Below are 23,871 nucleotides of genomic sequence, written 5' to 3' on the forward strand. Positions count from 1 at the left end.
TGTTGAGGAAGGCCGTCAGGCGTTCGCGTGGGCGCCGGCGGCGTCGATGTCGCGGCCCGTATGGTCGCGCAGCCAGAGCAGGCCCAGCAGCGAGACCACGGTCATCGCCACCAGGTACCACGCTGGCGCGAGCTTGCTGCCCGTGGCGTTAAGCAGCCAGGTGCTGATGAAGGGCGCGAAGCCGCCGAAGAGCGCCACGCCCACGCTGTACACCAGCGACATGCCGCTGGCGCGCACCGCCTTCGGGAACATCTCCGGCAGCATCGTGATGCCCGGCACCGTCTGCACGACCAGCCCAAAGCTGAACACGCCGAGCACCACGAAAAGCACCGTGGGCGTGGGCGAGGCGTTGAGCCACAGGAAGCCGGGGTAGATCAGCAGCGCCAGCGCGACGCGGCTCCAGACGATCAGCGTCTTGCGGCCCACCACGTCCGACAGCTTGCCGACGAAGGGTGCGAAGGCGAAGGAGATCAGCCCGGTGAGCGCGGCGCCGAAGAGCGCCACCGATGGCGTGAAGCCCAGCTCGCGCACGGCGTAGGTCGGCATGTAGAAGGTCACGACATACGCGGCCGTGGTGCCGCCGACCAGCGACAGGATGGCCGCCAGCACCGTCCTGCCGTGCTGCGTGCAGACGATCTTCAGGCTGCTCTCGCGCGGCGCGGCGGCCTCCTGGGGCGAGATGTGCAGCGATTCCTCCAGGTGGCGGCGGATGTACATGCCCACGGGCGCGATCAGCATGCCGATGACGAAGGGAATGCGCCAGCCCCAGTTCTGCATCGATTCGGCCGGCAGCGTGAAGGTCAAGAGGCCCACCACGATGGCGCCGAGCATCACGCCCAGGCCCTGGCTGGCGAACTGCCAGCTTGCCATGTAGCCGCGGTTGGCCGGCGTGGCGTGCTCCACCAGCAGCGTGGTCGATGCGCCCACTTCGCCGCCGGCCGAGAAGCCCTGGATGAGCCGCGCCAGCACGATGACGATGGGCGCCGCCACGCCGATCGACGCGTAGGTGGGCGTGAAGGCAATGAGCGCACAGCCCAGCGCCATCAGGAAGATGGTGAGCGTCATGGCTTTCTTGCGGCCCGCGCGGTCTGCGTACGCGCCGATCACGATGCCGCCCAGCGGCCGCATGATGAAGCCCACGCCGAAGCTGGCCACCGTCAGCAGCAGCTGGCCGTAGGAACTGAAGGTCGGGAAGAACAGCTTGCCGATCACGAGCGCCAGGAAACCGTAGACGGTGAAGTCGAAGAACTCCAGCCCGTTGCCGATGGTGGTGGCCACGATGGTCTGGCGGCGGCGCGCGGGGGAGGAGGGGGACGAGGAGGGCGCGGGCCGGTTGCTTGGGGTGCTCATGTGTCTCCAGTTGTGGATTGGCTTTTTGGAATGGGTCTTCGCGGGTGTCGGTCGAAGGTCTACGGGCCTGGTCGCGCCGGATGCTAGAGACTCACTGCTGTCATGAAAAGACAATAATTGGGCGTCGAAGATAACTTTTGGTTTTCATGAAACCCAACCAGCTGCATGCCTTCGTGGCCGTGGTCGAGCAGTTGAGCATCCGCGCCGCCGCGCGCGTGCTGGGCATCTCGCAGCCGGCGGTCACCAAGATCGTGCGCGAACTGGAGCGCGAAGTCGGCGCGCCGCTGGTGGAGCGCAGCGTCAAGGGCGTGCAGCTCACCGAATTCGGCAAGGCCTTCGCGCCGCGCGCCCGGCTGCTGCTGGCCGACATGCAGCGTGCCCGCGACGAGATCGCGCAGATCCGCGACGGGCTCACCGGCAAGGTCTCCCTGGCCGTCAGCACCTCCTTCGCGCTCACCGTGCTGCCGGCCGCGTTCAAGGACTTTCACGCCCGGCTGCCTGCCGTCGACGTGCAGTTCAGCGAAACAGTGCTGCCCTGGATGCTGGCCCGCCTGCGCGAGGGCTCGCTCGACTTCGCGGTGGCGCACGTGGTGCCCGGTCGGCTCGACCCGCAGTTCGAGGCGATGGAGCTCTTTCCGGTGAAGCTGGTGGTGGGCCTGCGCGAGCGTCACCCGCTGCGCGCGAGCCGTTCGATACGCGATCTCTACAAGGCTGAATGGATTCTTCCAGGCGACGACCACTTCAGCGGCCGCGAGGCCGTGTCGCCGTTGCTGCCGCTGGGTCTGCCGCCGCCGGCGCGGGTGATCCAGGGGCAATCCGTCACGGTGGCGCTGGCGCTGGTCGGGCAGATGGACCTCGTCGGCCTGTTCGTCGAGCCGCTGGCCACGCTGACCTTCAAGCGCCACGGCATCCGCCGCGTGGAGATCGAGGAAGAACTGCCTGTGCTGAACGTCTGCGTCATCAAGCGGCGCGGACAGCTGCTGACGCCGGCCGCGCAGCATTTCGTGGAATGCATCCAGCGGGCCTCGGTGGCGGCGATGGCTGCCTAGCGCGAAGGAGGGAAGAGCACGCCGGCCTCGCCCGGCTTCCAGGGCTCGTACTTGTGCATGGCGCGCTCGAAGAGCTCGGAGGTTGTCCAGGCTGATAGCCAGGCCTGCAGGCGCGGCCAGGGCTGGGCGTTGAACCATGCCGTGTCGACCATCGCGAACTGGCGCACGAAGGGCATGAGTGCGGCATCGGCCAGCGTCGAGTGGGCGCCGGCCAACTGCTGCGAGGCCGACAATCGGGCTTCGAGATCGAGCAGGAAGGCCGCGCCGCGCTCGCGTGCCGGTTCGCCGCCATCCAGATGCCGCTCGGGGTACTTGTAGCGGTCGAGCAGGGGCTTGAAGCCGTCGTCGCAGGCGGCGACCAGCGCGAGCATGTCCTGCAGCGTGCCCACCTCGGGTTGGAGCCAGCCCTGCGGATCGCTGCGCCGCAGGGCCCACAGCATCACGTCGAGGCTCTGCTCCAGCACCGATCCGTCTTCCACGATCAGCACCGGCACCGTGCCCTTGGGCGAGGCCGCAAGCATCTCGGCCGGCTTGTTCCGAAGCACCACCTCGCGCAGCTCGCAGCGCTGCCCCGCGGCGACCAGCGCGAGGCGGGCCCGCATCGCATAGGGGCAGCGGCGGAACGAATAGAGAACGGACAGGGCGGAAGGCATTCGATTCGGAGGGGCGGAGTCAGAGATTTTCGGGCATGCCATGGTCGGTTTTCCCGACAATCGGACCCCATGGCCGACCGCCTCTTCCTCCGGCTCGACGACGACCCGCTGCACGGGCCGGAGTCGGGCGCGCCCGCCGGCACGCTGCGCGCGTTTCCGGTCGCGGCCGCGCTGCGCGGGCATGTCTCGCACCTCATGCTGTGCCGCGAGAACCTTGCCGACGGCCACGAGGTACGCGAGCGCGTGCTGCCTGACGGCGCCGTGCGGCTGATCTTCAACTTCGGCGATGCGCCCTTCGTCGGGGACGAGCAGGGGCAGGCGGTGGAGGCCGTCGGCGCCTCGACCACGCCGGTCATGTTGCGCATGCGGCGGAAGGTGGAGGGCCTTTCCGTCACCCTCCGCCCCGGCGCCGCCGCCGCACTGCTGGGACTGCCGGCCGGAGAGATCGGCGGCACGGCTGTGCATCTCGACGAGCTCTGGCGGGGCGAAGGCGCGGAACTGCTCGAATGCATGACCGAAGCGCGCGACGATGCGGCGCGGGTGGCGCTGCTGCAGGCCGTGCTGCTGCGCAGGCTCCGCGACGGCGATGCCGGGGGCAACGCTGCCGCCATCCGAGCGGCGCAGCTCATTGCAGACTCGGGCGGGCGGCGCCCGTTGCGCGAGGTGGCGGCCGCAGTCGGCATCGGAGAGCGGCGTCTGCAGCAACTCTTCCATGCCCACGTGGGGCTCTCGCCGCGCGCCTGGAGCCGTCTTGCGCGCATGCACGGCTGCCTGCGCGCGCTGCGGCAGCAGCCCTCGCCGGCCTGGGCCGAGGTGGCGCTGGAGGGCGGCTTCTACGACCAGTCGCACCTGGTCAACGAGTTCCGCGCGCTGTGCGGCGTCACGCCGACCGAGTTCCTCGACCAGGCGGTTTCGGGTTCTTCCAAGACGGCGGGTTGAGCGCTGGCTATCTTCATCCGCTCTCAGGCAAAAGGATCAAAGGAGCCATCAGGATGAACGACGAAGAAAAGACGCCAGGCCGGCCGTTGAAGGACTGCGTGGCGGTCGTGACCGGCGCGAGCCGCGGCGGGGGACGTGGCATAGCGATCGAACTGGGCGCTGCCGGCGCCACCGTGTACGTCACCGGGCGCAGCACGCGCGGGCAGCCCGCCGACACCTACGGCCAGTTGCTGGCCCTTTCCGACATGGCGACCGTGCCCGGCAGCATCGACGACACCGCGGACGAGGTCTCGCGCATGGGCGGGCGCGGCATTGCGGTGCGCTGCGACCATACCAACGAAGAGGAGGTCGCCGCGCTCTTCGCCCGGGTGGAGCGCGAGGCGGGCCGTATCGATCTTCTGGTGAACAACGCCTGGGGCGGACACGAGACCTTCAACGGCGTGTTCGAGGCGCCGTTCTGGGAGCACCCGTTGTCGAACTGGGACTCGATGTTCGACCGCGGCGTGCGCAACCACCTTCTGGCCAGCCGCTGCGCCGCACCGCTGATGGTGAAGCGGAAGAAGGGCCTGATCGTCACCATCACTTTCTGGGACCGAGGCCACTACGTGCGCGGCAGCCTCTTCTACGACCTGGCCAAGGCATCGATGACGCGGCTGGCTTTCGGCATGGCGCAGGACCTGAAGCCGCACGGCGTGGCCTCGGTGGCGGTGTCGCCCGGCTGGATGCGCACGGAGTTCGTGCTGGCCGGCCACAAGACCGACGAGGCCCACTGGCAGGAGCGGCCCGAGCTTGCGCGCACCGAGTCGCCGCACTACCTGGGCCGGGCCATTGCGGCGCTGGCTGGCGACCCGAACGTGATGGACAGGAGCGGCGAGGTGCTGCGCGTGGGCGACCTTGCGCGCGAATACGGGTTCACCGACATTGACGGCAGGCAGGTGGCGGCTTTCGAGATGTAGCGCCCCCGGCTCCGGCCGGCCTGGCGAATCCCCAGCTCAGTGAGAACGCAGGGCGATTCCCCATCGCCCGTCGATGCGCACCACGATCCACAGGTTGACGTGCGTGCTGAGCACCGCGCCCGCCGCATCGCGCCACGTGCAGGTCACGACGAAGTGCGCCTTGTCGTTGGCGGTCAGGCGAGGGTCGGATGCGGCGTTAACTGCAACACGGTTGCATTGGCTTCATATAATGCAATCCTGTTGCATATATGGAGCCTGCCCCATGGCCGACCGCCTTCCCGTCACCGTGCTCTCCGGCTTCCTCGGCGCCGGCAAGACCACGCTGCTGAACCACATCCTCCACAACCGCGAAGGCCGGCGCGTGGCCGTCATCGTCAACGACATGAGCGAGGTCAACATCGACGCGGCCCAGGTGCGCGACGGCGGGGCCGCGCTGTCGCGCACCGACGAGAAGCTGGTGGAGATGAGCAACGGCTGCATCTGCTGCACCCTGCGCGAAGACCTGCTGCTGGAGGTCAGGCGCCTGGCCAAGGAAAAGCGCTTCGACCAGCTCGTGATCGAGTCGACCGGCATCTCCGAGCCGCTGCCCGTGGCCGAGACTTTCACTTTCGCGGGGGAGGACGGCAAGAGCCTCTCGGACGTGGCGCGTCTCGACACCATGGTGACGGTGGTCGATGCCTTCAACTTCCTGCGCGACTACGGCTCGCCCGACAGCCTGGGCCAGCGCGGCCAGTCGCTGGGCGACGAGGACACGCGCACGGTGGTCGACCTGCTGATCGAGCAGATCGAGTTCTGCGACGTGCTGGTGGTGAACAAGACCGACCTCGTCACGCCCGAGGAGCGCGAGCGGCTGATGGCGATCTTGCGCAGCCTGAACCCGCGCGCGCGCATCGAGGTGTCGGAGTTCGGCCGCGTCGCGCTCGACCGCGTGCTCGACACCGGCCTCTTCGACTTCGAGCAGGCCGAACAGGCGCCCGGCTGGCTGGCCGAGCTGCGCGGTGAGCACGTGCCCGAGAGCGAGGAGTACGGCATCCGCAGCTTCGTCTACCGCTCGCGGCTGCCGTTCCATCCGATGCGCTTCTGGAAGCTGGTGCAGAGCGAATGGGAGGGCGTGGTGCGCTCCAAGGGCTTCTTCTGGCTCGCCAGCCGCGCGACGCGCGCCGGCTCGTGGTCGCAGGCGGGCGGCGCCTGCCGCTACGGCGCGGCGGGCTTCTGGTGGGCGGCGGTGCCACGCGAGCACTGGCCGACCGACCCGGAGGCGCTGGAGCTCATCCGCAGGAACTGGGACCCGGCCACCGGCGACGCCCGCCAGGAGCTGGTGCTGATCGGCATCGGCATGGACGAGGACGCGCTGCGCGCCAAGCTCGACGCCTGCCTGCTCACCGAAGACGAGATGCGCTTCGGCGCCTCGTGGTGGCAGAACTTCCCGGATCCGTTTCCGTCCTGGAACGTCTAAGGCGCGCTATCTGGCGCAATCGCCGCAGGTGCCGTGGAGGGTGAGGGCGGTGTGGCGCGTGTCGATGCCCTGCTTGCGCAGCGCCCGCCCCAGCCGGCCCATCACCTTCGGCAGCTCCGGGTCGGAGGGCAGGGCCAGCACCTTGTGGCACTGGTCGCATTCGAAGGTGTTGCCCGACTCGGCCTCCACGTGGCGCGAGAAGCGGTTGACGCGGTCGGCGCCCACGCGGCGGTCGCACAGGCCGGCTTCGACGAGGCGGTCGAGCACGCGGTAGACCGTCACCCGGTCGGGCGCCTCGCCGGCGGCGGCGGTGTAGGCGGCGGCCACTTCCTCGTGCGTCAGGGGCTGCGAGCTGTGCTCCAGGAGTTCGAGCACGGTCTGGGCAGCGCGCGTCACGCGCAGGCCGCTTTCGCGCAGCAGCGTTGCACTGTCGAACGGGGCTGCGCGCTGGGGCTTTGGGTGCGAGGTCGGGGTCTTCATGCGGTCTTCTTGCGAAACGCCATTGTGTTGCATCCCGGGGCGGCGAGGGTAGGGGCGGCGGAAATGACCTCCCTGGCGATGTCCTGCCCGGCCCGGGCGCATATGCCGGAATGCGCCTAAGCATCTGACGAATGGGTCGTTCGCCTGGACAGCGAGGCGCGACAGAATCGCGCCCTTTGTCTTTTGCGATCGAAAGTCCGCCATGAGTGCCCATCCTTTCCTGTCGAAGCTGCTCAAGCCAATCCTGCTGCTGGGAGCTTGTGCTTCGTTGACGGTGGCGGCGCAGGCGCAACCGGCTGGAGCGGCCTATCCATCGAAGCCCGTGCACATCACTGTGGCGAACACGCCCGGCAGCTCGCCCGACGTGCTGGCGCGCTACCTGGGGCAGCGGCTGTCCGAGCAATGGAAGCAGCCGGTGGTGGTCGACAACCGAGCGGGCGCGGGCGGCATCCTGGCCGCCGACGGGCTGGCCAAGGCGCAGCCCGACGGCTACTCGCTGCTGGTGGGCGCCGACGGGCCCATCACCATCCTCCCCAACCTCCAGGCCGGCCTGCCTTACGACGCACGGCGCGACCTGGTGCCGGTGGTGTCGCTGGGGCAGATCGACTTCGTGCTGGTCGCCAACCCGAAGACGGGCTTTCGCACGGTGGCCGACTTCGTGCGCGCGGCCAAGGCCAGGCCGGGGCACATCAATTACGCCTCCGCCGGCAACGGCAGCCCGCAGCAGCTGAGCATGGAGCTGCTCAAGCAGAAGGCGGGCATCTACGTCACCCACATCCCGTACCGCGGCGGCCCGCTGGGCATGCAGGACGTGATCGCGGGGCAGGTCGACGTGATGTTCATCGCGGTCGGGCCCGCGCTGCCGCACATCCGCAGCGGCCGGCTGGTGGCGCTGGGCACCAGCGGAGAGAAGCGCCATGCGCTGCTGCCCGAGGTGCCGACGGTGGCCGAGAGCTACAAGGGATATCGCTCGGGCACGTGGTTCGGCCTGTTCGCGCCGGCGCGCACGCCGCAGCCGGTGCTCGACGCCATCGCCGCGGAGGCCGGGCGCATCGTGCAGGCCCCGGCCGCGCGCGCCGAACTCGCGGCGCAGGGCATCGAGGCCACGGGTTATGCGCAGCGCCAGTTCCAGACGCAGGTGTCGGCCGAGTACGAGCGCTATGCGCAGATCGTCAAGGCCGTCGGCATCAAGGCCGAATCGCAACGTTTCGCCCTTGGAGGTAACGGCAGGGCCGCACATCGAAACGATGTGCAAGTCGGCCTACCGGCCGTTTCGGAGTGCCGGGCCGGGATGCGCTAAGGTCCGGGCATCCGTTCCTGAATACCCTTGCCGACCATGTCCCGTCCTCCCATCGAGATCGAAACCGCTCCCAACCCCACTGCCACGGTGATCGTGATGCACGGCCTCGGCGCCGACGGCAACGACTTCGTGCCCATCGCCGGCGAGATGGATCTCTCGGCCGTGGGGGCGGTGCGCTTCGTGTTCCCCAACGCGCCCGTCATGCCCGTGAGCATCAACGACGGCTACCAGATGCCGGCCTGGTACGACATCGCGGTGGCCGACCTCCAGGTGCAGGAGGACGAAGACGGCCTGCGCCGCTCGCAGGCGGCCATCGAGGCCATCATCGCCAACGAGAAGGCCCGCGGCATCGCCGCCGGCCGCATCGTGGTGGCCGGCTTCTCGCAAGGCTGCGCGATGGCCTTGATGACCGGCCTGCGCCACACCGAGCGGCTGGCCGGCATCGTCGGGCTCTCGGGCTACCTGCCGATCGCGGCCACCACTGCGGCCGAGCGGCATGCGGCCAACCACGAGACGCCCGTTTTTCTCGCCCACGGCCGGCAGGATCCGGTGGTGCCTTATGCGGCCGCCGTGCGCACGCGCGAGGCGCTCACCGCCCTCGGCTACGCCGTCGAGTGGCACGAATACCCCATGGCCCACTCGGTGTGCATGGAAGAAATCGCCGACCTGAACCGCTTCCTGCTGCGGGTGCTCGGCTGAACCTGAATCAACGCTCGCACGAAGGAGCCACGAAATGATCCTCGTCATCGGACACGCATTGGCCAAGCCGGACACCCTGCAGGCCATGCTCGCCATCAGCACCGAGCACGTGCTGCGCTCGCGCGCCGAGCCCGGCTGCATCTCGCATGAAGTCTCGACGGACGCCCAGGAGCCGCTGCGCCTGACATTCGTGGAGCGCTGGAGCGACATGGACGCGCTGCAGGCGCACTTCCGCGTGGACGCCTCGCGCGCCTTCGCCAAGGCGCTCTCGGCCATGGCCGAGGGCACGCCGCAGATGCATGTCTACCGGTCCGAAGAAATCGACCTCTCGGCGGGCCGCTCCGGGGGCTGAAGAGGTTCCGGCGTGCCGCCAGCTATCAAAAACATAGCGCACAACAGGGTAGCCAGCCCCGGGATTCCCTGCACGAGCAGTGCCCGCTTGCCCGTGCTACCTTCCAGCCCCTCAGAAGATTGATGGGTCATAACAATATGAGCAACAGATTGCAGGAGAGGTTGGGTGCACTTTCAGCCACACGACTGAAAGGCATGCGACGTGGAATCGAGAAGGAAAGCCTGCGCGCGCTGCCCGACGGCAAGCTCGCGCTGACGCCGCATCCGCTGGCGCTGGGTTCCGCGCTTACGCATCCGCACATCACCACCGACTTCAGCGAATCGCAGCTCGAACTCATCACGGGCGTGCACGCGGACGTCGACTCGGCCATCGAAGAGCTCACGCGGGTGCACCAGTTCACCTACCGCGTGCTCGACGCGCAGGGAGACGAGCGCCTCTGGGTGTCGAGCATGCCCTGCGGCCTGCCGACCGACGAGACCATTCCGATCGGCCGCTACGGCTCCTCGAATGTGGGCCGCGCCAAGAGCGTCTATCGCATGGGCCTGAGCCACCGCTACGGCCGGCGCATGCAGACGATCTCGGGCATCCACTACAACTGGTCGCTGCCCGAGGTGTCGAGCGAAGAGTATTTCGCGCTGATCCGCAATTTCCGCCGCCACGCCTTCCTGCTGCTGTACCTGTTCGGCGCCTCGCCGGCGCTGTGTTCGAGCTTCGTGGCGGGCCGCCCGCACGAACTGCAGCCGCTGGGCGACGGCAGCATGTTCATGCCGCACGGCACCTCGCTGCGCATGGGCCGCCTGGGCTACCAGAGCGACGCGCAGGCCTCGCTGGCCGTGAGCTACAACAGCCTCGAAGGCTACGCCGCCTCGCTGCAGGATGCGCTGACCCGCCCGTGGCCGGCCTACGAGGCCATCGGCATCCGCAACCTGGGCGGCGACTACAACCAGCTCGGCACCAGCCTGCTGCAGATAGAGAACGAGTTCTACGGCACCATCCGCCCCAAGCGCGTGATCAACCCCGGCGAGCGTCCGCTGCATGCGCTGCGCGAGCGCGGTGTGGAATATGTCGAGGTGCGCCTGATGGACCTCGACCCCTTCGAGACCGTCGGCATCAACGCGCAGACCATGCGCTTCATCGACGTATTCCTGCTGCACTGCCTGCTGAGCGACAGCCCCGACGACACGCCCCAGGAAATCGCCGATCTCGCGCAGAACCAGCATCTCACCGCCGCGCGCGGCCGTGAGCCGGGTCTGAAGCTGCGGCGCAATGGAACCGAGGTGACGCTCGCCGACTGGGGCCTGGAACTGGTCGGGCAGTGCCTGCCCATCGCCGCCGCGCTCGACGCGGCCCAGGGCAGCGGCACGGCTCATGCCGACGCGGTGCGCGCCGCCGCGGCCGCGCTGCGCAAGCCCGACAGCCTGCCTTCGGCCCGCGTGCTCGCCGCCATCGAGAACGAGCACGCCAACTCCTTCATCGGCTTCGTGCGCGCCCGCTCCGAGCAGACCCGCGCCACGCTGCTGGACCTGCCGTTCTCGGCGGCGCAGCAGGCGGAGTTCGAGCAGATGACGGCCGAGTCCATCCAGGAGCAGAAGCGCATCGAGGCGGCCGACACCATGCCCTTCGAGATCTACCGCGAGCAGTACGTCTCGCCCGCGCGCCTGGGCGTCCCGCGCAGCCGTACCGCAGTTGCAGCCTGACGCGCTGGCGACTGGGCTCGCCGCGCCGAAGCTGCTCCATGGCCGCTTTCTGCGGTAAAACGCCACGCTGCCGCCCGGGCAAGGCAAGCCCGGCGCGGCCACGAACAACGGCAACTCCCATGGAAGGCGACACAGAGACATGAGCAACGGCAGCAACCTCGATTTCAAGGGCCGCGTGGCCATCGTGACCGGCGCGGGCGGCGGCCTGGGCCGCCAGCATGCGCTGGCGCTGGCCACGCGCGGCGCCAAAGTGGTGGTCAACGACCTGGGCGGCGCGCGCGACGGCTCCGGCGGCTCGGTAAGCGCCGCGCAGGCGGTGGTCGACGAGATCAAGGCCGCTGGCGGCGAGGCGATCGCCAACGGCGCCTCGGTCACCGACTTCGAGGCGGTGCAGGCCATGGTCAAGGAGGCGGTGGACGCCTGGGGCCGCGTCGACATCCTCGTCAACAACGCCGGCATCCTGCGCGACAAGAGCTTCGCCAAGATGGACCTCGCCGACTTCAGGCTGGTGGTCGACGTGCACCTGATGGGCGCCGTGAACTGCACCAAGGCCGTCTGGGCGCTCATGAACGAGCAGAAGTACGGCCGCATCGTGATGACCACTTCCTCGTCGGGCCTGTACGGCAACTTCGGCCAGAGCAACTACGGCGCGGCCAAGCTCGCGCTGGTGGGCCTGATGCAGACGCTGAGCATCGAGGGCGCGAAGAACGACATCCGCGTGAACTGCCTCGCGCCCACGGCGGCCACCCGCATGACCGAGGACCTGTTCCCCAAGGAAATGCTCGAAGCCTTCCGCCCCGAGGCGGTGGTGCCGGCGATGCTGGTGCTGGCCGCGCAGGACGCGCCCAACCGCACCATCCTCTGCGCGGGCGCTGGCACCTTCGAGGCCGCGCACATCACGCTGACGCAGGGCGCCTGGCTGGGCATCGAGGCCGACACGCCCGAGCAACTGGCGGCTCGCCTGTCGGAAGTGACCGACCGCGAAGGCGAGGCGGTGCCGCAAAGCGGCGCGGCGCAGGGCGCCAACGAAGTCGCCAAGGGCATGGCGAACGCGAAGCGGGGCTGATTTCCGCCGCTGTGTTCATGGCGCGCTTGACCTAGAGCGCACTCGAGCATTTCCAATGAATCCACCGGGTATCCGGTTCGTTCAACAAAAAGGAAATCACGCCATGAATACGATCGAGAACAAGGCCATCGTCCAGCACATCCACGACGAGCTGGACAAGGGCAACGGCCAGCCCTTCGTCGACAGCCTCGCCGACGACGCGACCTGGAAGATCGAAGGCAGCACCGCGTGGTCGCGCATCTATCGGGGCAAGAAGGCGATCCGCGAGGAGCTGCTGGACCCGCTCTTCGCCCAGTTCGCGGCGCCCTACAGGAGCAAGACCGAGCGCGTCATCGCCGAGGGCGACCGGGTGGTTGTGCTCTTCAGCGGCGACGTGCCCACCAAGGCCGGCAAGCGCTACAACAACCGCTACTGCTACGTCTACCGACTCGAAGGAGGCAAGGTGAAAGAGCTGACCGAGTACTTCGACACCGCCCTCGTGCAGGAGGCGTTGCAGCCTCCGGCCGCCGTCCATGCCGGCTGAGAAAGCCGTCGAGAGGGGCACTCCCTTCCACATCGGCGAACTGGCCACGCGAACCGGCCGCACGGTGCACGCCATCCGCTGGTACGAGACGCAGGGGCTCGTGCCCGGCGTGGCGCGCGACGAGGGCGGCCGGCGGCTCTACGTCGAGTTGCACGTGGGCTGGCTCGACCTGATGGAGCGGCTGCGCAGCACCGGCATGTCCATCGCCGAGATGCGCGAATACACCGTGCTCGCCATGCAGGGCAAGACCACGCTACGCGAGCGGCGCGACATGCTGGCCGCGCACCGCGAGCGGGTCAACGAGACCATCGCCGGGTGGAAGAGGGCGCTGTCGCTGGTCGAGCGCAAGATCGACTTCTACGACGAGTGGATGGCCAGCGGCCACCGGCCGCCGCTCATTGCCGCGGCGCTCTCGCCCGCGCCAGGGAAGCGCAGAAGCAGAAACGGCGCTACTCGGCGATGAAGCCAGGATCGGTGCGGATCGAGCCCCGGTCCCGGTGGTTGTGAAGCCGCCCCAGCGTGTTCTCGATCAGGCGCTTGAGCTTGTCGGACGCCCCCCGGAAGGCCTCGTCGAGGCTCGCCGCGTGCTGCGTCACCGCCAGCGGCTGGTGGTGCGCCAGGCGCGCCTCCATCACGCAGCACTTGTCGCCGCTGCCGGCCTTGTCGTGGTTCTCGTCGCTCAGGTGTACCTCGACGCGCGTCACGTCATCGACGAAACGGCTCAGGTTCTGCTTGATCTCCGCATCGGCCCAACGCTCCAGCGCGTCCTTGTTGGTGATGCCGTTGCTCGTGTTGACCTGTATCTGCATTCAATGTCCCCGCTGGATGGATGAACGAAGGCCCACTGTGCGCCCTCGGGCGCCGGATGGCGCGTAGGTCTATTCCCTACCCGCGCGCCGGGCAGGGTCTGCGATGCCGCCGCGGGCCCGCTCAGCTCTGGATGTAGGTGGTCAGCTGCTCGATGGTGGCTTCCTGGTCCGAGATGATGTCGTCCATCAGGTCCTGGATGGAAATCATGCCGACCACCTTGTCGCCGTCGACCACCGGCAGGTGGCGGAACTTGCGCTGGCTCATGAGCGCCATGCAGGCGCGGGTGCGGGTCTGGGGGGTGACGGTCATCACGTCGGGCGTCATGATCTCGCGCACCTTCATTTCCTTCGAGTTCTTGCCCTGCAGCGCCACCTTGCGGGTGTAGTCGCGCTCGGAGAGGAAGCCCACCAGCCTCTCGCCGTCCATCACCATCAGCGCGCCCACCTCGAAGCGCGCCAGGATGGAAAGCGCGTCGAACACGCTGGTGTCGGGGGAGGTGCGCCATGCCGCGGAATCATGGCGCTTGAGCAGTTCGGAGACGGGTTTCATCGTTGGCAACTCCATGAAGGGTTTCGATTCGACCGACGCTCGGGCGCCGCACTCGCTCAAATCATAGGGGCGATGAATGACCGCGCGGCGCAAAAAACTCTAAGGGAATGCGCGTGTGTGCAGGACACGCGCAATGCGCGAGAACTTAAGGCTGCGCAGTCGCCGTCGCAGGGGTGGCGATGAACACGCGGCTCAGCGCAACGGCGTCGCCCACCACCGTCTTCACCAGGCCCTTCTCGTCGAACTGCACCTGGAACTCCGACCAGCTGTCGCGCCAGTAGCGCCACACGGGTGCGTCGAGGCTGGGGTTCTCGCTGGACACCGGGTAGGCGATGGCCATCAGCACCTGCTCGCGCGTCATGCCGGGCATCACCTTGCCGGCGAGGATGGCGTCGCGCACCGGCGCGGGGAAGGTCGCCAGCTTCTGCTTCGGGTCTGCCGTCACCACGTAGCGTTGCGCGAAAGTCGGCAGCGGGATGTTGCGGCTGTAGTCGTTCTTGATGCGCTGCGGCTTGCCGGCGAGGTCGAGGCTGAACCAGCGGAAGTCGTAGGCCGTGATGCGCGCCGGGGTGCCCACGGGGACGATGCTCGTGCCCTGCTCGTCGTAGTTGATGTCGCTGATCGAGTCGCCGTAGGTGCGCATGTTGCAGCACAGGAAGCCGCTGACCAGCGGGCCGGGCGGCGGGGAGGGCCGCTGGGCGTGGGCGACGGTGATGGACGCGGGCACGACGGTGGCTGCCAGCAGGGCGGCAGCGGCAAGGCGCTTGAACATGGTTGGATTTCCCTCGGGGTTGTTGGAATCGCTGCCGGACCGCTGTCGAGCCGCAGTCTGTGGCCAGCCAAGGGATTCTAGGAGCGAACAATCCGGCAACGAAGGCAGAATGCCCGCATGCAGCTATCGAAAGCGTAGCAACCAGCTTGCGTTCAGGTTCCCGGTTCACAATGCGCACCGGCCCTGCGCGGCCCCATTCCCCACACACAGAGACAGCGCGAAAGAAAGAAGCCCCCACCGATGGCGATCCAGTGGTTCCCCGGTCACATGTATTCGACCCAGAAGGCCATCACCGAGCGGGTGAAGGACATCGACGTGGTCATCGAGCTGCTCGACGCACGCCTGCCCGGCTCCAGCGCCAACCCAATGCTGGCCGAACTCACGGCCGGCCGGCCCACGCTGAAGGTGCTCAACAAGCAGGACCTCGCCGACCCCGAGCGCACCGCGCTCTGGCTGGCGCACTACAACGCGTTGCCGGCCACCCGCGCCATTCCCCTCGACGCGAGCCAGACCACTCCGGCCCAGCAGATCGTGAAGGCCTGCCACGAGCTCTCGCCCAACCGCGGCGGGCTGGCCAAGCCGATGCGGGTGCTGATCTGCGGCATTCCCAACGTGGGCAAGTCGACCCTCATCAACACGCTCACCGGCAGCCGCAAGGCCAAGACCGGCGACGAGGCCGGCATCACCAAGCTCGAACAGCGCATCACGCTGGCCGGCGACTTCTATCTTTGGGACACGCCCGGCATGCTGTGGCCGCGCATCATCGTGCCCAAGAGCGGCTACAACCTCGCGGCCAGCGGCGCTGTCGGGCGCAACGCCTTCGACGAGGAAGAAGTGGCGCTCGAACTGCTCGGCTACCTCAAGTCGAACTACGCCGCCGGCATTGCCGCGCGCTTCAAGCTGGTGGAGCTCGACGCCGAGACCATGGCCGGCATGAAGGACGAGGCCCTGCTCGACACCATCGGCCGCAAGCGCGGCGCGCTGCTGGGCAAGGGCCGCGTCAACCTGCAGAAGGCCGCCGAGATCGTGATGCACGAGTTCCGCGCCGGCAACCTGGGGCGAATCACGCTCGAGACGCCCGAGGAGTTCGCCGCGTGGCTGGCGGACGGCCAGCACGCGGACGCCGAACGCGCCGCGAAGAAGGCTGCGCGCAAGCAGAAGGGCAAGCCGAAGCCCGAGGCGCAGCCTTCGCAGGAAGGTTGAGCGCCGAGCTCCCCGGGCGGGCCTCTCAGTCCAGCGCGAACAACGCCGCAGCCGCCTCATCGAGCGCCGCGACCCGTCGCGAGCCGGAGCCAGGCCCGGCTGCCTGCAGCGCGCGCTGATACATCGCCAGCCGCGTGGCCGACACCGGCCTGCATAGCGGCCTTCCGCGCGTCTGCGCAATGCCGCGCCCGGGCACCACGTAGCGCCCCGGGTTGAGCCGCGCGAAGCGGATGTACGCCTGCAGCGTGGGCAGGATGTCGGCGTGCAGTGCGTTCATGCGCTTTTCCGCGTCCATGCCGATCTGCGCGCGGCCCTTCGCGTCCTTGGCGATCTGCAGGCCCAGGATGTCGGCCATGTCGATCTCGAAGTGCGTGAAGTCGCCGTAGGGGCGCTTGCAGTCGATCATGAAGCTGTTCCAGTTGGCGTGCTGCAGCAGGCGGATGTGTTCGGCCGTCACGTCGAAGGCCGTGCGCTTCTCGAAGGGCGGCTGGAAGGCGTAGTGCCCGGCCACGAAGCTCGCGTGCAGGAAGAAGGCGGCGGCCACGTCCACGAAGCGGTCGAAGACCGGCGAGCTGCCGCCGTCGAGCACGTCGCCGAACTGCTCGAGCGTCATGTCGGGCGGCACGATGGCGGGCGCGCCCGATTCGCAGCCGACCCACTCGGCATGGCTGCGGCGGAACCAGTCGATGTCGGCCTGCGTGATCTCGATGCTGCCCGGCTGGGGCGGCGTCGCCGGGACGGCCGCGGGTGTGTCCCCCGACTGCCCGCAACCCGACGCGGCCAGCAGGGCGGTTGCGGCGCACGCGGCGGAAAGTACCAGCGCATCACGCCGATGGAACCATCTCACGTTGTTCTCTCCACTGAAAAAGCTGTCCATCTCTGTCTTTTCAGCGCAGGACGATGCCATGCGGGCCTGACAGCTGGCTGAGGAGAGCCGAGGAGATGCATGCCGACAGCCTCTTCGGGATGCCGGCCCGCGCGCCGCTCAGCGCATCTGCAGGCGCGCGTCCTTCGGATAGCCGATGGTGTAGTCGGCCGTCACGCGCGCGGTCTGGCCGGCAGCGAGGTCGAGCTGCCACATCGCCAGGCCGGGCTGCTTGTTCCACGCCAGCTCGGCGGGCTGCGGCAAGAACTCCGAGGCCACGCGCACCTTCTCGTCGACCGAGACCGGCGCGGCTTCGAGCACCTGCACCGCGATCGGCGTGCGGTGGCGGTTCTCGACCACGTAGGCGCGCTGCACCTTGCGCTCGGCGCGCGAGCCGGCGAAGCCGCCGGTGCCCTGGTTGTCGCGCTCGGGCTCGGCCTGCACGCGCACCAGTTCGTCGCGGCCGAAGGAGAGCGTCAGGCGCGCGTCGGTGGGCGCGGTCCAGCGGCCGCTGCCGACGAAGGCGCCATCGCGGTACAGCTGCATCGGGCCGGCGGGCCACACGCCGGCGGGCTGGTCGAGTTCGGCGACGAGGAAGGCGCTGGCGTCGACGCGCGGGCTGGTGCGGGCTGCCAGCCTGGCCGTGTCTTCGTGCTGGCCCAGCGCCATGGTCACGCGCTGGCCGTTGGAGGGCACGTCGATGGCCTGCGGCACTGAAAACTCGGTGGCGAAGCTGCTGTCGAACACGCTGACGTCGAACACCGGCTCCGCCACCCGGCGCTCGCGGCTGTCCATGGACTTGCTGGCCATGATGGGGGACGGCGCCATGGCTGCCGCCGGTGCCGCGGGGAAGGCCATCTCGGCCGCCGGGCGCGGCGGCGGCTCGATGCCGATGCGCCATGCCGTCGGCAGGCGGCCCGTGGTTTCACGGCGCGGCTGGCCGGTGGAAAGCACCAGCTTCACGCCGCGCCAGTCCTCGCCCGTGGCCTGCGCCACCAGCGCCTGGCGTTCGATGCGCACCTTGCGCGTGGCGGTGTCGAGCAGCGCGCGGTAGGTGGGCGTCCAGCCGGGGCCGGCGACCTGGTAGCTGAGCTTCACATCGGCGTCGGCGCCGGCGGCCAGCGTCACCGTGACGGCGGTCACCTGTCCGCCGTTGCCCTGGGTGCGGGTGCGCTCGGCCAGCAGCGGGTTGAGCTGGCGGTCGATCTCGGCCTGCTTGCGCTGGATCTGGTGCTGCTTGAGCAGCGAGTCCTGCCCGGTGCGGCGCATGGCCTCGGTCGTCGCGACGAGGTTGCGCGCGTCCATCGGTGCGCGGGCGCCTGAATTGGCATCGCCGCCGCCGGCCAGGCCCTTGAGGTAGCCGGTGACCATGCCCAGCGCGTCGTTCTCGGCCTGCAGGGCGGCCTTCTGGTCTTCGAGCTCGCGGATGCGGCCGTCGAGCGGGCTGGTCGAGCAGCGTGCGGAGAGCTCGCGCTGCTCGCTGAGCACGGAGGTCTCGCCGATGCGTACCGAGGCATCGGCCGACACCTGCAGGCTCTGCACGTCCAGCCCCGCAGGCAGGCAGGCGAAGGTGACCGAGCGCGCGCCGGCCGAGACGCGCGCCACGCGCTCCACGGTGGCGCTGCCGGGGTAGACCTTGACCTGCGTGATGCGCGAATCGGCCGCCACGGCCTGCTGCGTTGCTGCCTGCCCCTGGGCGCTGAGGCTCAGGACCAGCAGCACAGCGGCACCGGCGGTGGCGCGGAGGAGGGCGGAAGTCGATGTTTTCATGGGGTGCCTCTGGAGCGGAATTGATGAATGACCCCGGCTCATACGGACGGCCCCGGCGAACGGGGTTAAGGCATCGCCAAAAAAAGTTCGCCTGCCTCTCGGTGCTGTCGCCAACGCAACCGCCGCGGCGTTTCCGGTCGCGCGCGCGACGGCGGATGCAGGGCGCGCTTCATAGAGTGGCCGCATCGTCTTTCCCGCAACCCAGGACAAGGACACGCAGCCATGCTCGACACCATCCAGGCCATCAACAGGACCGCCGCCTTCAACCGATGGGCCGGCTTCGAAGTGACCAGCGCCGCCAACGGCGAAGCCGAACTGCGCATGGACTGGCGCGAGGAGGACATGGGCCAGTACGCCGGCTTCCTGCACGCCGGGATGATCGGCGCGATGCTCGACACCGTGAGCGGCTACGCGGCCGCCACCGTGGCGGGCCGTGTGCTGGCTTCGCATTTCTCGGTGAACTGCATCTCGCCCGCCATCGGCCGCGCGTTCGTCGCACGCGGGCGCGTTGTGAAGGCCGGGCGCAAGCAGGTATTCGCGGCCGCAGAGCTCTATACGCAGGGCGACAGTGCCGATTCGCTCAAGCTCGTGGCGACGGGGAACGCCATCCTGGTTCCTGTGGAAGAGCCTGCCCCCGTGCCGCCGAAGAAGCCGGAGCCCGCCGCCTGAGCTTGAGTCCGAAGAGTGGCCGCAGCAGGTTGGTGCGGCGGATCAGCCCGTCCGTCAGGAGCCAGCAGCCCAGCAGCGTCAGCGCGATGAGCAGCGCGGGTTCGACGACCGGTCCGAGCGCGAGCGGCGCCAGCAGCGTCACGCCGACGATGATCAGCGTCTGGTGCAGCACGTACCACGGGTACACCGACTCGTTCGCCCAGCGCAGCCAGGGCCAGGGGCGGTTCAGGTGGCGATGGCCGTGGCCGAGGATGGTCGCCACCGCCAGCCAGAGGTAGAGCATGCGCAGCGTGTCCACCAGCAGCCCCGGCAGCGGGCTCTTCATGCCGGCGCGCAGTGCGATGAAGGCCGCGATCACCGCGACGGCCAGCGCGAGCGACACGCGGCGCAGCCGCTCCAGCTCCTTCCATATGCCGGTGTCCACGCCCATCCAGTAGCCGTAGAGGAACATCGTGAAGTAGAGGCTGTGCAGGTGGAAGTCGCGCACCAGGTTGTGCGTGGCCGGGAAGCGCGAGGCCAGCAGCATCGTGAAGACCAGCAGCGGCAGCACCGGCAACAGCAGCAGCTTCCAGCCGCGCAGGCCGTTGAAGGCGCCGCGCACCCGTTGGCCGGCGGCGGATTTCCACAGCGGCAGCGTCAGCGCGATCAGCGCCGTGTAGGTGAACAGGTAGGGCAGGTACCAGAGGTGGTTCCAGGTGATGCCGAACTCCGCGCCGTCGAAGGCCTGCTTCGGCCACGGTTGCGCCATCGACAGGTAGCGCAGCAGGAAGGCGCCGAAGCCTGGTGCGACCAGCCCGTTGGCCACGCCCTGCGCGTAGGCCTGGTAGGGCACGACCACCGCCATGCCGAAGGCCAGCGGCAGCATCAGCCGCAGGCCTCGGCTGCGCAGCAGGGCCCAGGTGCCCTGTCCCCGGCTCAGGAAGCCGAGGGACACGCCCGAGATCAGGAAGACCAGGTCCATGCGCCACAGGTTCAGGACGCGCATCGGCCATTGCAGCCATTCGGCCGCGTGCGGGCTCTTGAGGTGCCAGGGCCAGTCGGCCACGTAGTACATGCCCACGTGGTACAGGATGACGAAGAGGAAGGCCAGTGCGCGCAGGGCGTCGATGTCGTGGCGGCGGTGGTCGGGTGGGGTTGCGGGATTGGGGTCTGCGGTCATGGGCGGGTTCTCGAAGCGGGAAGGCCGCCATGCTCGGCCGGGCCGCTTCCGCGAGGTGCGGCCAGGGGATGGATCGCCCCCGCTTTGTGACGAGCGGTGGCCGGTTGGGACGAAATCCGGCCCGAACCGGCCGTCCCCGGGGCCTTTTCGCGAAAATTCCCCGCATGGGAGACCCCCGCAAGAACCTGTACGAACGCTACGCGCGGATCCGCCGTCCGCTGGAGGTGGCCTTCTGGATCGTGCTGCTGACGCTGCAGGCCGTGTTCAGCACGATGGTGGCAATCGTCGACATGCGCACGCGCGCCGTGCCCCGGCCCAACTGGGAGGTCGCGACGTGGGAGGTGTCCAGCCACCTGATGCTGCTGCTCCTGGTGCCGGCGCTGGCGATGGTGGAACGCCGGCTGTCGCCGCTGGTGCGCACACACCTGCTGCGCTTCCTTGCCTGGCATGCGGTGGCGAGCTTGGCGTTCAGCGTGGTCCACGTGGTGGGCATGTTCGGGCTGCGGGCGCTGGTGTACGCCATGGCGGGCGAACGCTACGACTTCGGGGGCTGGGTGAGCCAGTGGGGGTACGAGTACCTCAAGGACGTGCGGGTGTACGTGAGCATCGTCTTCGGCATCTGGGCGTATCGGCTGTTCCTGCTGCGGTTGCAGGGGGAGGCGCGAGTGTTGGACGTGCCGGAGGATGGGGCGGTGGCCGCGCCGGCTGTTGCCTCGGGCCCGAACTCGGCGGAGGCGGGGGGATTTGAACCCCCGGCCGCAGAAGCGCTTCCTGCGCCGCCGCCATCGCGCCCCGAGCGCTTCCTGGTCCGCAAGCTGCGCCGCGAATTCCTCATCGCCGCCACCAACATCGACTGGCTCCAGGCCGAGGGCAACTACGTCGGCCTGCACGTCAACGGGCACGACTACCTGCTGCGATCCACGCTGACCGACTTCCTGACCCAGCTCGACCCCGCGCTCTTCGTGCGCGTGCACCGCAGCCATGCGGTGAACCTGGGGCGCATCAAGGAGATCGAGCCGCTGGACGGCGGCGACGCCCGGCTGCACATGCATGACGGCACCACCGTGCCCTGCAGCCGGCGATACAGGGACGCGCTGCGGACAGGCGTCGGCGCGGGCTGAAGCGGTGCGTGGCGGGGCTTGATCGGCCCGCTATTGGTTCATGTCGCACCATCGAAGAGCCTATAGGCACCATTTTTGCTTCATTGGCCGGTCGCGCTGGTTGATTCCGGTGCGACGCACCAATTCAAACCAAAAACCCGCAACAAGCTCCAATGGACGCACTCAAACAGGGCGCAGACGCGCTGTTCATCCTTCTCGGCGCCATCATGGTCCTGGCCATGCACGCCGGCTTTGCCTTTCTGGAACTGGGCACCGTGCGCAAGAAGAACCAGGTCAATGCGCTGGTGAAGATCCTGGTCGACTTCTCGGTCTCGACCATCGTGTATTTCCTGGTCGGCTACGGCGTGGCCTACGGCACGCATTTCTTCGTGAGCGCCACCGAACTGTCGGCAAAGAGCGGCTACGAGCTGGTGAAGTTCTTCTTCCTGCTGACATTCGCGGCGGCCATTCCGGCCATCATCTCGGGCGGCATCGCCGAGCGGGCCAAGTTCTGGCCGCAGCTCATTGCCACGGCGGTGATCGTCGGCTTCGTCTATCCGCTCTTCGAGGGCATCGCCTGGAACAAGCATTTCGGCATCCAGGGCTGGATCGCCTCGCTCACCGGCCACGAGTTCCATGACTTCGCGGGCTCGGTGGTGGTGCACGCGGTCGGCGGCTGGCTGGCGCTGCCGGCGGTGCTGCTGCTGGGCGCGCGGCGCAACCGCTACCGGGGCGACGGCTCGCTGAGCGCGCATCCGCCGTCGAACATCCCGTTCCTGGCGCTGGGCGCCTGGGTGCTGTGCGTGGGCTGGTTCGGCTTCAACGTGATGAGCGCGCAGAGCATCGACAAGATCTCCGGCCTGGTGGCCGTCAACTCGCTGATGGCGATGGTCGGCGGCACGCTGGTGGCGCTGGCCATGGGCAAGAACGACCCCGGCTTCGTCTACAACGGCCCGCTCGCCGGCCTGGTGGCGGTGTGCGCCGGCTCCGACCTGATGCATCCGCTGGGTGCGCTGGTGGTGGGCGGCGTGGCGGGCGGCATCTTCGTCAAGCTGTTCACGCTCACGCAGAACAAATGGAAGATCGACGACGTGCTGGGCGTGTGGCCGCTGCACGGCCTGTGCGGCACCTGGGGCGGCATCGCGGCTGGCATCTTCGGCACGCAGGCGCTGGGCGGCATCGGCGGCGTGAACGTGTGGGCGCAGCTCATCGGCACGGTGATGGGCGTGGCCTGGGCCGCGCTGGCGGGTGCGGCGGTGTACGGCGCGCTCAAGGCGGTGGCGGGGCTGCGGCTGTCGCAGGAAGAGGAGTACGACGGCGCCGACCTGTCGATCCATCACATCTCGGCGACCCCGGAGCGCGAGGTCAACTGGTAGCCAGCCGGTAGGCAGGCACGCTGCAGGGCCGGCCTGCCTCGGCTATTCTCGGCGCCCCTTCAAACTACCGAGGAGCCGAACCATGACAACAACACCCGCTCGCTGGCTGCGCCAGGGCATCGCCGCGATGGCCGGCAGCCTGCTGATGCTTTTGTTTTCTTCCACGGCGCTCGCCGGCGCGCCGCAGGTCAAGACCCAGGCGCCGGGCTTCTACCGGATGATGCTCGGCGACTTCGAGGTGACGGCGCTCTTCGACGGCACCCTCGACCTCGAGCCCAAGAAGCTGCTCACCAACACCACCCAGGAACAGGTCGGCAAGCTGCTCGACCGCGGCTTCGAGAAGGACGCCGTGCCCACCTCGGTGAATGGCTACCTCATCAACACCGGCAGCAAGCTGGTGCTGGTCGACACCGGCGCCGGCGGCCTCTTCGGCCCCACGCTTGGCAACCTGCAGGCCAACCTCAAAGCCGCCGGCTACCAGCCGGAGCAGGTCGACGACGTGCTCATCACCCACATGCACGGCGACCACGTCGGCGGACTGGTGCAGGACGGCAAGCTGGTCTTTCCCAACGCCACCATCCACGCCGGGCAGGAAGACGCCGACTTCTGGCTGAACAAGGCCAACCTGGAGAAGGCCTCGGCCGAGATGAAGGGCTTCTTCCAGGGCGCGATGGCCTCGCTCAACCCGTACGTGGAAGCCGGCAAGTTCAAGGGCATGAAGGGCGGCACCGAGCTGGCGCCCGGCATCAAGGCCGTGCCCGCCCACGGCCACACGCCCGGCCACAACATCTACGTCGTCGAGTCCAAGGGCCAGAAGCTGGTGCTGTGGGGCGACCTGATGCACGTGGCCGCGGTGCAGTTCGCGCAGCCGCAGATCACCATTTCCTTTGACGTCGACTCCAAGCCCGCGGCGGCCGAGCGCAAGAAGGCATACGCCGATGCAGCCAAGGGCCGCTACCTGGTCGGCAGCGCACACCTGCCGTTCCCGGGGCTGGGCCACGTGCGGGCCGAGGGCAAGGGCTACGTCTGGGTGCCGGTGGACTACCAGCAGGTGCGATGAGCCACCGGTGAAGCTTGA

The 23,871-nt window shown here is 68.5% G+C and carries 26 protein-coding genes; 16 read left to right on the forward strand and 10 right to left on the reverse strand.

Translation table 11 applies throughout. The annotated features are described in order from the left end of the window. Window positions 1-15: 15 nt before the first annotated feature. Window positions 16-1,350: an MFS transporter gene (locus FHT32_RS12180; protein WP_176664876.1), complete on the reverse strand. Its 1,335-nt coding sequence runs from the start codon at window positions 1,348-1,350 to the stop codon at window positions 16-18. Window positions 1,351-1,496: 146 nt separating this feature from the next. On the opposite strand from FHT32_RS12180, the gene FHT32_RS12185 reads away from it, so the two are divergent. Further along, window positions 1,497-2,399, forward strand: coding sequence for a LysR family transcriptional regulator (locus FHT32_RS12185; RefSeq protein ID WP_176664877.1), 903 nt, complete (start codon window positions 1,497-1,499; stop codon window positions 2,397-2,399). Here the strand turns inward: FHT32_RS12185 and FHT32_RS12190 are convergent. Continuing rightward, on the reverse strand, window positions 2,396-3,052 hold the full coding sequence (locus FHT32_RS12190) for a glutathione S-transferase (RefSeq protein WP_176664878.1): 657 nt from the start codon (window positions 3,050-3,052) through the stop codon (window positions 2,396-2,398). The genes FHT32_RS12185 and FHT32_RS12190 overlap by 4 nt on opposite strands. Before the next feature lie 69 nt (window positions 3,053-3,121). Between FHT32_RS12190 and FHT32_RS12195 the strand changes: the two genes are divergently transcribed. Both FHT32_RS12195 and FHT32_RS12200 read left to right on the forward strand, forming a co-directional pair. Next, window positions 3,122-3,991 carry an AraC family transcriptional regulator gene (locus tag FHT32_RS12195; RefSeq protein WP_176664879.1) on the forward strand — a complete coding sequence of 290 codons (870 nt, stop codon included), beginning with the start codon at window positions 3,122-3,124 and terminating at the stop codon, window positions 3,989-3,991. 53 nt (window positions 3,992-4,044) lie between these two features. Beyond that, window positions 4,045-4,947, forward strand: coding sequence for an SDR family NAD(P)-dependent oxidoreductase (locus tag FHT32_RS12200; protein ID WP_176664880.1), 903 nt, complete (start codon window positions 4,045-4,047; stop codon window positions 4,945-4,947). A 36-nt stretch (window positions 4,948-4,983) separates the two neighbouring features. On the opposite strand, the gene FHT32_RS34795 is transcribed toward FHT32_RS12200, so the two are convergent. After that, window positions 4,984-5,094 (reverse strand): tRNA(His) guanylyltransferase Thg1 family protein, encoded by a 111-nt coding sequence (locus FHT32_RS34795; protein ID WP_218088177.1) that lies wholly within the window; start codon window positions 5,092-5,094, stop codon window positions 4,984-4,986. Window positions 5,095-5,209: 115 nt separating this feature from the next. Here FHT32_RS34795 and zigA point away from each other — a divergent pair, with 115 nt between their 5' ends. Beyond that, on the forward strand, window positions 5,210-6,403 hold the full coding sequence (gene zigA / locus FHT32_RS12205; protein ID WP_176664881.1) for a zinc metallochaperone GTPase ZigA: 1,194 nt from the start codon (window positions 5,210-5,212) through the stop codon (window positions 6,401-6,403). 6 nt (window positions 6,404-6,409) lie between these two features. Here zigA and FHT32_RS12210 read toward each other — a convergent pair whose 3' ends face one another. Then, window positions 6,410-6,883, reverse strand: a complete 474-nt coding sequence (locus tag FHT32_RS12210) for a Fur family transcriptional regulator (protein ID WP_176664882.1) — start codon at window positions 6,881-6,883, stop codon at window positions 6,410-6,412. A gap of 202 nt (window positions 6,884-7,085) precedes the next feature. Here FHT32_RS12210 and FHT32_RS12215 point away from each other — a divergent pair, with 202 nt between their 5' ends. The 7 genes from FHT32_RS12215 (at window position 7,086) to FHT32_RS12245 (ending at window position 12,983) form a co-directional block, all read left to right on the forward strand. Next, window positions 7,086-8,183, forward strand: coding sequence for a tripartite tricarboxylate transporter substrate binding protein (locus FHT32_RS12215; RefSeq protein ID WP_256098970.1), 1,098 nt, complete (start codon window positions 7,086-7,088; stop codon window positions 8,181-8,183). Between the two features lie 36 nt (window positions 8,184-8,219). After that, window positions 8,220-8,882, forward strand: a complete 663-nt coding sequence (locus FHT32_RS12220) for an alpha/beta hydrolase (protein WP_176664883.1) — start codon at window positions 8,220-8,222, stop codon at window positions 8,880-8,882. Window positions 8,883-8,916: 34 nt separating this feature from the next. Next, window positions 8,917-9,234: a putative quinol monooxygenase gene (locus FHT32_RS12225; protein WP_176664884.1), complete on the forward strand. Its 318-nt coding sequence runs from the start codon at window positions 8,917-8,919 to the stop codon at window positions 9,232-9,234. A gap of 137 nt (window positions 9,235-9,371) precedes the next feature. Next, entirely contained in the window at window positions 9,372-10,931 is a 1,560-nt protein-coding gene (gene gshA, locus FHT32_RS12230; RefSeq protein WP_176664885.1) for a glutamate--cysteine ligase, read from the forward strand. Window positions 10,932-11,070: 139 nt separating this feature from the next. Continuing rightward, complete coding sequence (locus tag FHT32_RS12235) at window positions 11,071-11,997, forward strand: SDR family NAD(P)-dependent oxidoreductase (protein ID WP_176664886.1); 927 nt, start codon at window positions 11,071-11,073, stop codon at window positions 11,995-11,997. Between the two features lie 103 nt (window positions 11,998-12,100). Beyond that, complete coding sequence (locus FHT32_RS12240) at window positions 12,101-12,520, forward strand: nuclear transport factor 2 family protein (RefSeq protein WP_176664887.1); 420 nt, start codon at window positions 12,101-12,103, stop codon at window positions 12,518-12,520. Next, a complete protein-coding gene (locus tag FHT32_RS12245; RefSeq protein ID WP_176664888.1) occupies window positions 12,510-12,983 on the forward strand; it encodes a MerR family transcriptional regulator in 474 nt (157 codons plus the stop codon). The genes FHT32_RS12240 and FHT32_RS12245 overlap by 11 nt, the downstream gene beginning before the upstream one ends. On the opposite strand, the gene FHT32_RS12250 is transcribed toward FHT32_RS12245, so the two are convergent. The 3 genes from FHT32_RS12250 to FHT32_RS12260 all read right to left on the reverse strand — a co-directional run bounded on the left by FHT32_RS12250 (window position 12,970) and on the right by FHT32_RS12260 (window position 14,651). Next, complete coding sequence (locus FHT32_RS12250; RefSeq protein ID WP_176664889.1) at window positions 12,970-13,329, reverse strand: HPF/RaiA family ribosome-associated protein; 360 nt, start codon at window positions 13,327-13,329, stop codon at window positions 12,970-12,972. The genes FHT32_RS12245 and FHT32_RS12250 overlap by 14 nt on opposite strands. Before the next feature lie 121 nt (window positions 13,330-13,450). Then, the gene (locus tag FHT32_RS12255) at window positions 13,451-13,879 is read right to left on the reverse strand and encodes a CBS domain-containing protein (protein ID WP_176664890.1); all 429 of its coding nucleotides are present in this window, start codon (window positions 13,877-13,879) and stop codon (window positions 13,451-13,453) included. Window positions 13,880-14,024: 145 nt separating this feature from the next. Further along, the gene (locus tag FHT32_RS12260) at window positions 14,025-14,651 is read right to left on the reverse strand and encodes a cell envelope protein SmpA (protein WP_176664891.1); all 627 of its coding nucleotides are present in this window, start codon (window positions 14,649-14,651) and stop codon (window positions 14,025-14,027) included. Window positions 14,652-14,891: 240 nt separating this feature from the next. Between FHT32_RS12260 and ylqF the strand changes: the two genes are divergently transcribed. Next, window positions 14,892-15,854: a ribosome biogenesis GTPase YlqF gene (gene ylqF / locus FHT32_RS12265; RefSeq protein ID WP_176664892.1), complete on the forward strand. Its 963-nt coding sequence runs from the start codon at window positions 14,892-14,894 to the stop codon at window positions 15,852-15,854. Window positions 15,855-15,879: 25 nt separating this feature from the next. Here ylqF and FHT32_RS12270 read toward each other — a convergent pair whose 3' ends face one another. Together FHT32_RS12270 and FHT32_RS12275 are read right to left on the reverse strand one after the other, a co-directional pair. Continuing rightward, window positions 15,880-16,701 (reverse strand): hypothetical protein, encoded by an 822-nt coding sequence (locus tag FHT32_RS12270; protein ID WP_176664893.1) that lies wholly within the window; start codon window positions 16,699-16,701, stop codon window positions 15,880-15,882. A gap of 138 nt (window positions 16,702-16,839) precedes the next feature. Next, on the reverse strand, window positions 16,840-18,489 hold the full coding sequence (locus FHT32_RS12275; RefSeq protein ID WP_176664894.1) for a DUF4139 domain-containing protein: 1,650 nt from the start codon (window positions 18,487-18,489) through the stop codon (window positions 16,840-16,842). Between the two features lie 222 nt (window positions 18,490-18,711). Here FHT32_RS12275 and FHT32_RS12280 point away from each other — a divergent pair, with 222 nt between their 5' ends. Further along, window positions 18,712-19,158: a PaaI family thioesterase gene (locus tag FHT32_RS12280; protein WP_176664895.1), complete on the forward strand. Its 447-nt coding sequence runs from the start codon at window positions 18,712-18,714 to the stop codon at window positions 19,156-19,158. Here the strand turns inward: FHT32_RS12280 and FHT32_RS12285 are convergent. After that, window positions 19,070-20,317, reverse strand: coding sequence for an acyltransferase family protein (locus FHT32_RS12285; RefSeq protein WP_176664896.1), 1,248 nt, complete (start codon window positions 20,315-20,317; stop codon window positions 19,070-19,072). The genes FHT32_RS12280 and FHT32_RS12285 overlap by 89 nt on opposite strands. 164 nt (window positions 20,318-20,481) lie before the next feature. On the opposite strand from FHT32_RS12285, the gene FHT32_RS12290 reads away from it, so the two are divergent. The 3 genes from FHT32_RS12290 to FHT32_RS12300 all read left to right on the forward strand — a co-directional run bounded on the left by FHT32_RS12290 (window position 20,482) and on the right by FHT32_RS12300 (window position 23,853). Beyond that, window positions 20,482-21,438, forward strand: a complete 957-nt coding sequence (locus FHT32_RS12290) for a LytTR family DNA-binding domain-containing protein (RefSeq protein WP_176664897.1) — start codon at window positions 20,482-20,484, stop codon at window positions 21,436-21,438. A gap of 152 nt (window positions 21,439-21,590) precedes the next feature. Then, window positions 21,591-22,793 (forward strand): ammonium transporter, encoded by a 1,203-nt coding sequence (locus FHT32_RS12295; protein ID WP_176664898.1) that lies wholly within the window; start codon window positions 21,591-21,593, stop codon window positions 22,791-22,793. 82 nt (window positions 22,794-22,875) lie between these two features. Then, entirely contained in the window at window positions 22,876-23,853 is a 978-nt protein-coding gene (locus FHT32_RS12300) for an MBL fold metallo-hydrolase (protein ID WP_176664899.1), read from the forward strand. Window positions 23,854-23,871: the final 18 nt, after the last annotated feature.

Origin of the sequence: Variovorax sp. SG517, assembly GCF_013376045.1 — a bacterium.
Classification (GTDB): Bacteria; Pseudomonadota; Gammaproteobacteria; order Burkholderiales; family Burkholderiaceae_C; genus Variovorax.

Excerpts from the sequence above, each read along its gene's own strand:
- FHT32_RS12275 (WP_176664894.1), bottom strand. The coding sequence starts at position 18,489 with ATGAAAACATCGACTTCCGCCCTCCTCCGCGCCACCGCCGGTGCCGCT.
- gshA (WP_176664885.1), top strand. The coding sequence starts at position 9,372 with ATGAGCAACAGATTGCAGGAGAGGTTGGGTGCACTTTCAGCCACACGA.
- FHT32_RS12295 (WP_176664898.1), top strand. The coding sequence starts at position 21,591 with ATGGACGCACTCAAACAGGGCGCAGACGCGCTGTTCATCCTTCTCGGC.
- FHT32_RS12300 (WP_176664899.1), top strand. The coding sequence starts at position 22,876 with ATGACAACAACACCCGCTCGCTGGCTGCGCCAGGGCATCGCCGCGATG.
- FHT32_RS12210 (WP_176664882.1), bottom strand. The coding sequence starts at position 6,883 with ATGAAGACCCCGACCTCGCACCCAAAGCCCCAGCGCGCAGCCCCGTTC.
- FHT32_RS12285 (WP_176664896.1), bottom strand. The coding sequence starts at position 20,317 with ATGACCGCAGACCCCAATCCCGCAACCCCACCCGACCACCGCCGCCAC.
- FHT32_RS12220 (WP_176664883.1), top strand. The coding sequence starts at position 8,220 with ATGTCCCGTCCTCCCATCGAGATCGAAACCGCTCCCAACCCCACTGCC.
- FHT32_RS12190 (WP_176664878.1), bottom strand. The coding sequence starts at position 3,052 with ATGCCTTCCGCCCTGTCCGTTCTCTATTCGTTCCGCCGCTGCCCCTAT.
- FHT32_RS12290 (WP_176664897.1), top strand. The coding sequence starts at position 20,482 with ATGGGAGACCCCCGCAAGAACCTGTACGAACGCTACGCGCGGATCCGC.
- FHT32_RS12240 (WP_176664887.1), top strand. The coding sequence starts at position 12,101 with ATGAATACGATCGAGAACAAGGCCATCGTCCAGCACATCCACGACGAG.
- FHT32_RS12180 (WP_176664876.1), bottom strand. The coding sequence starts at position 1,350 with ATGAGCACCCCAAGCAACCGGCCCGCGCCCTCCTCGTCCCCCTCCTCC.
- FHT32_RS12185 (WP_176664877.1), top strand. The coding sequence starts at position 1,497 with ATGAAACCCAACCAGCTGCATGCCTTCGTGGCCGTGGTCGAGCAGTTG.
- FHT32_RS12255 (WP_176664890.1), bottom strand. The coding sequence starts at position 13,879 with ATGAAACCCGTCTCCGAACTGCTCAAGCGCCATGATTCCGCGGCATGG.
- FHT32_RS12245 (WP_176664888.1), top strand. The coding sequence starts at position 12,510 with ATGCCGGCTGAGAAAGCCGTCGAGAGGGGCACTCCCTTCCACATCGGC.
- FHT32_RS12250 (WP_176664889.1), bottom strand. The coding sequence starts at position 13,329 with ATGCAGATACAGGTCAACACGAGCAACGGCATCACCAACAAGGACGCG.
- zigA (WP_176664881.1), top strand. The coding sequence starts at position 5,210 with ATGGCCGACCGCCTTCCCGTCACCGTGCTCTCCGGCTTCCTCGGCGCC.
- ylqF (WP_176664892.1), top strand. The coding sequence starts at position 14,892 with ATGGCGATCCAGTGGTTCCCCGGTCACATGTATTCGACCCAGAAGGCC.
- FHT32_RS12280 (WP_176664895.1), top strand. The coding sequence starts at position 18,712 with ATGCTCGACACCATCCAGGCCATCAACAGGACCGCCGCCTTCAACCGA.
- FHT32_RS12200 (WP_176664880.1), top strand. The coding sequence starts at position 4,045 with ATGAACGACGAAGAAAAGACGCCAGGCCGGCCGTTGAAGGACTGCGTG.
- FHT32_RS12260 (WP_176664891.1), bottom strand. The coding sequence starts at position 14,651 with ATGTTCAAGCGCCTTGCCGCTGCCGCCCTGCTGGCAGCCACCGTCGTG.
- FHT32_RS12195 (WP_176664879.1), top strand. The coding sequence starts at position 3,122 with ATGGCCGACCGCCTCTTCCTCCGGCTCGACGACGACCCGCTGCACGGG.
- FHT32_RS12225 (WP_176664884.1), top strand. The coding sequence starts at position 8,917 with ATGATCCTCGTCATCGGACACGCATTGGCCAAGCCGGACACCCTGCAG.
- FHT32_RS12235 (WP_176664886.1), top strand. The coding sequence starts at position 11,071 with ATGAGCAACGGCAGCAACCTCGATTTCAAGGGCCGCGTGGCCATCGTG.
- FHT32_RS12215 (WP_256098970.1), top strand. The coding sequence starts at position 7,086 with ATGAGTGCCCATCCTTTCCTGTCGAAGCTGCTCAAGCCAATCCTGCTG.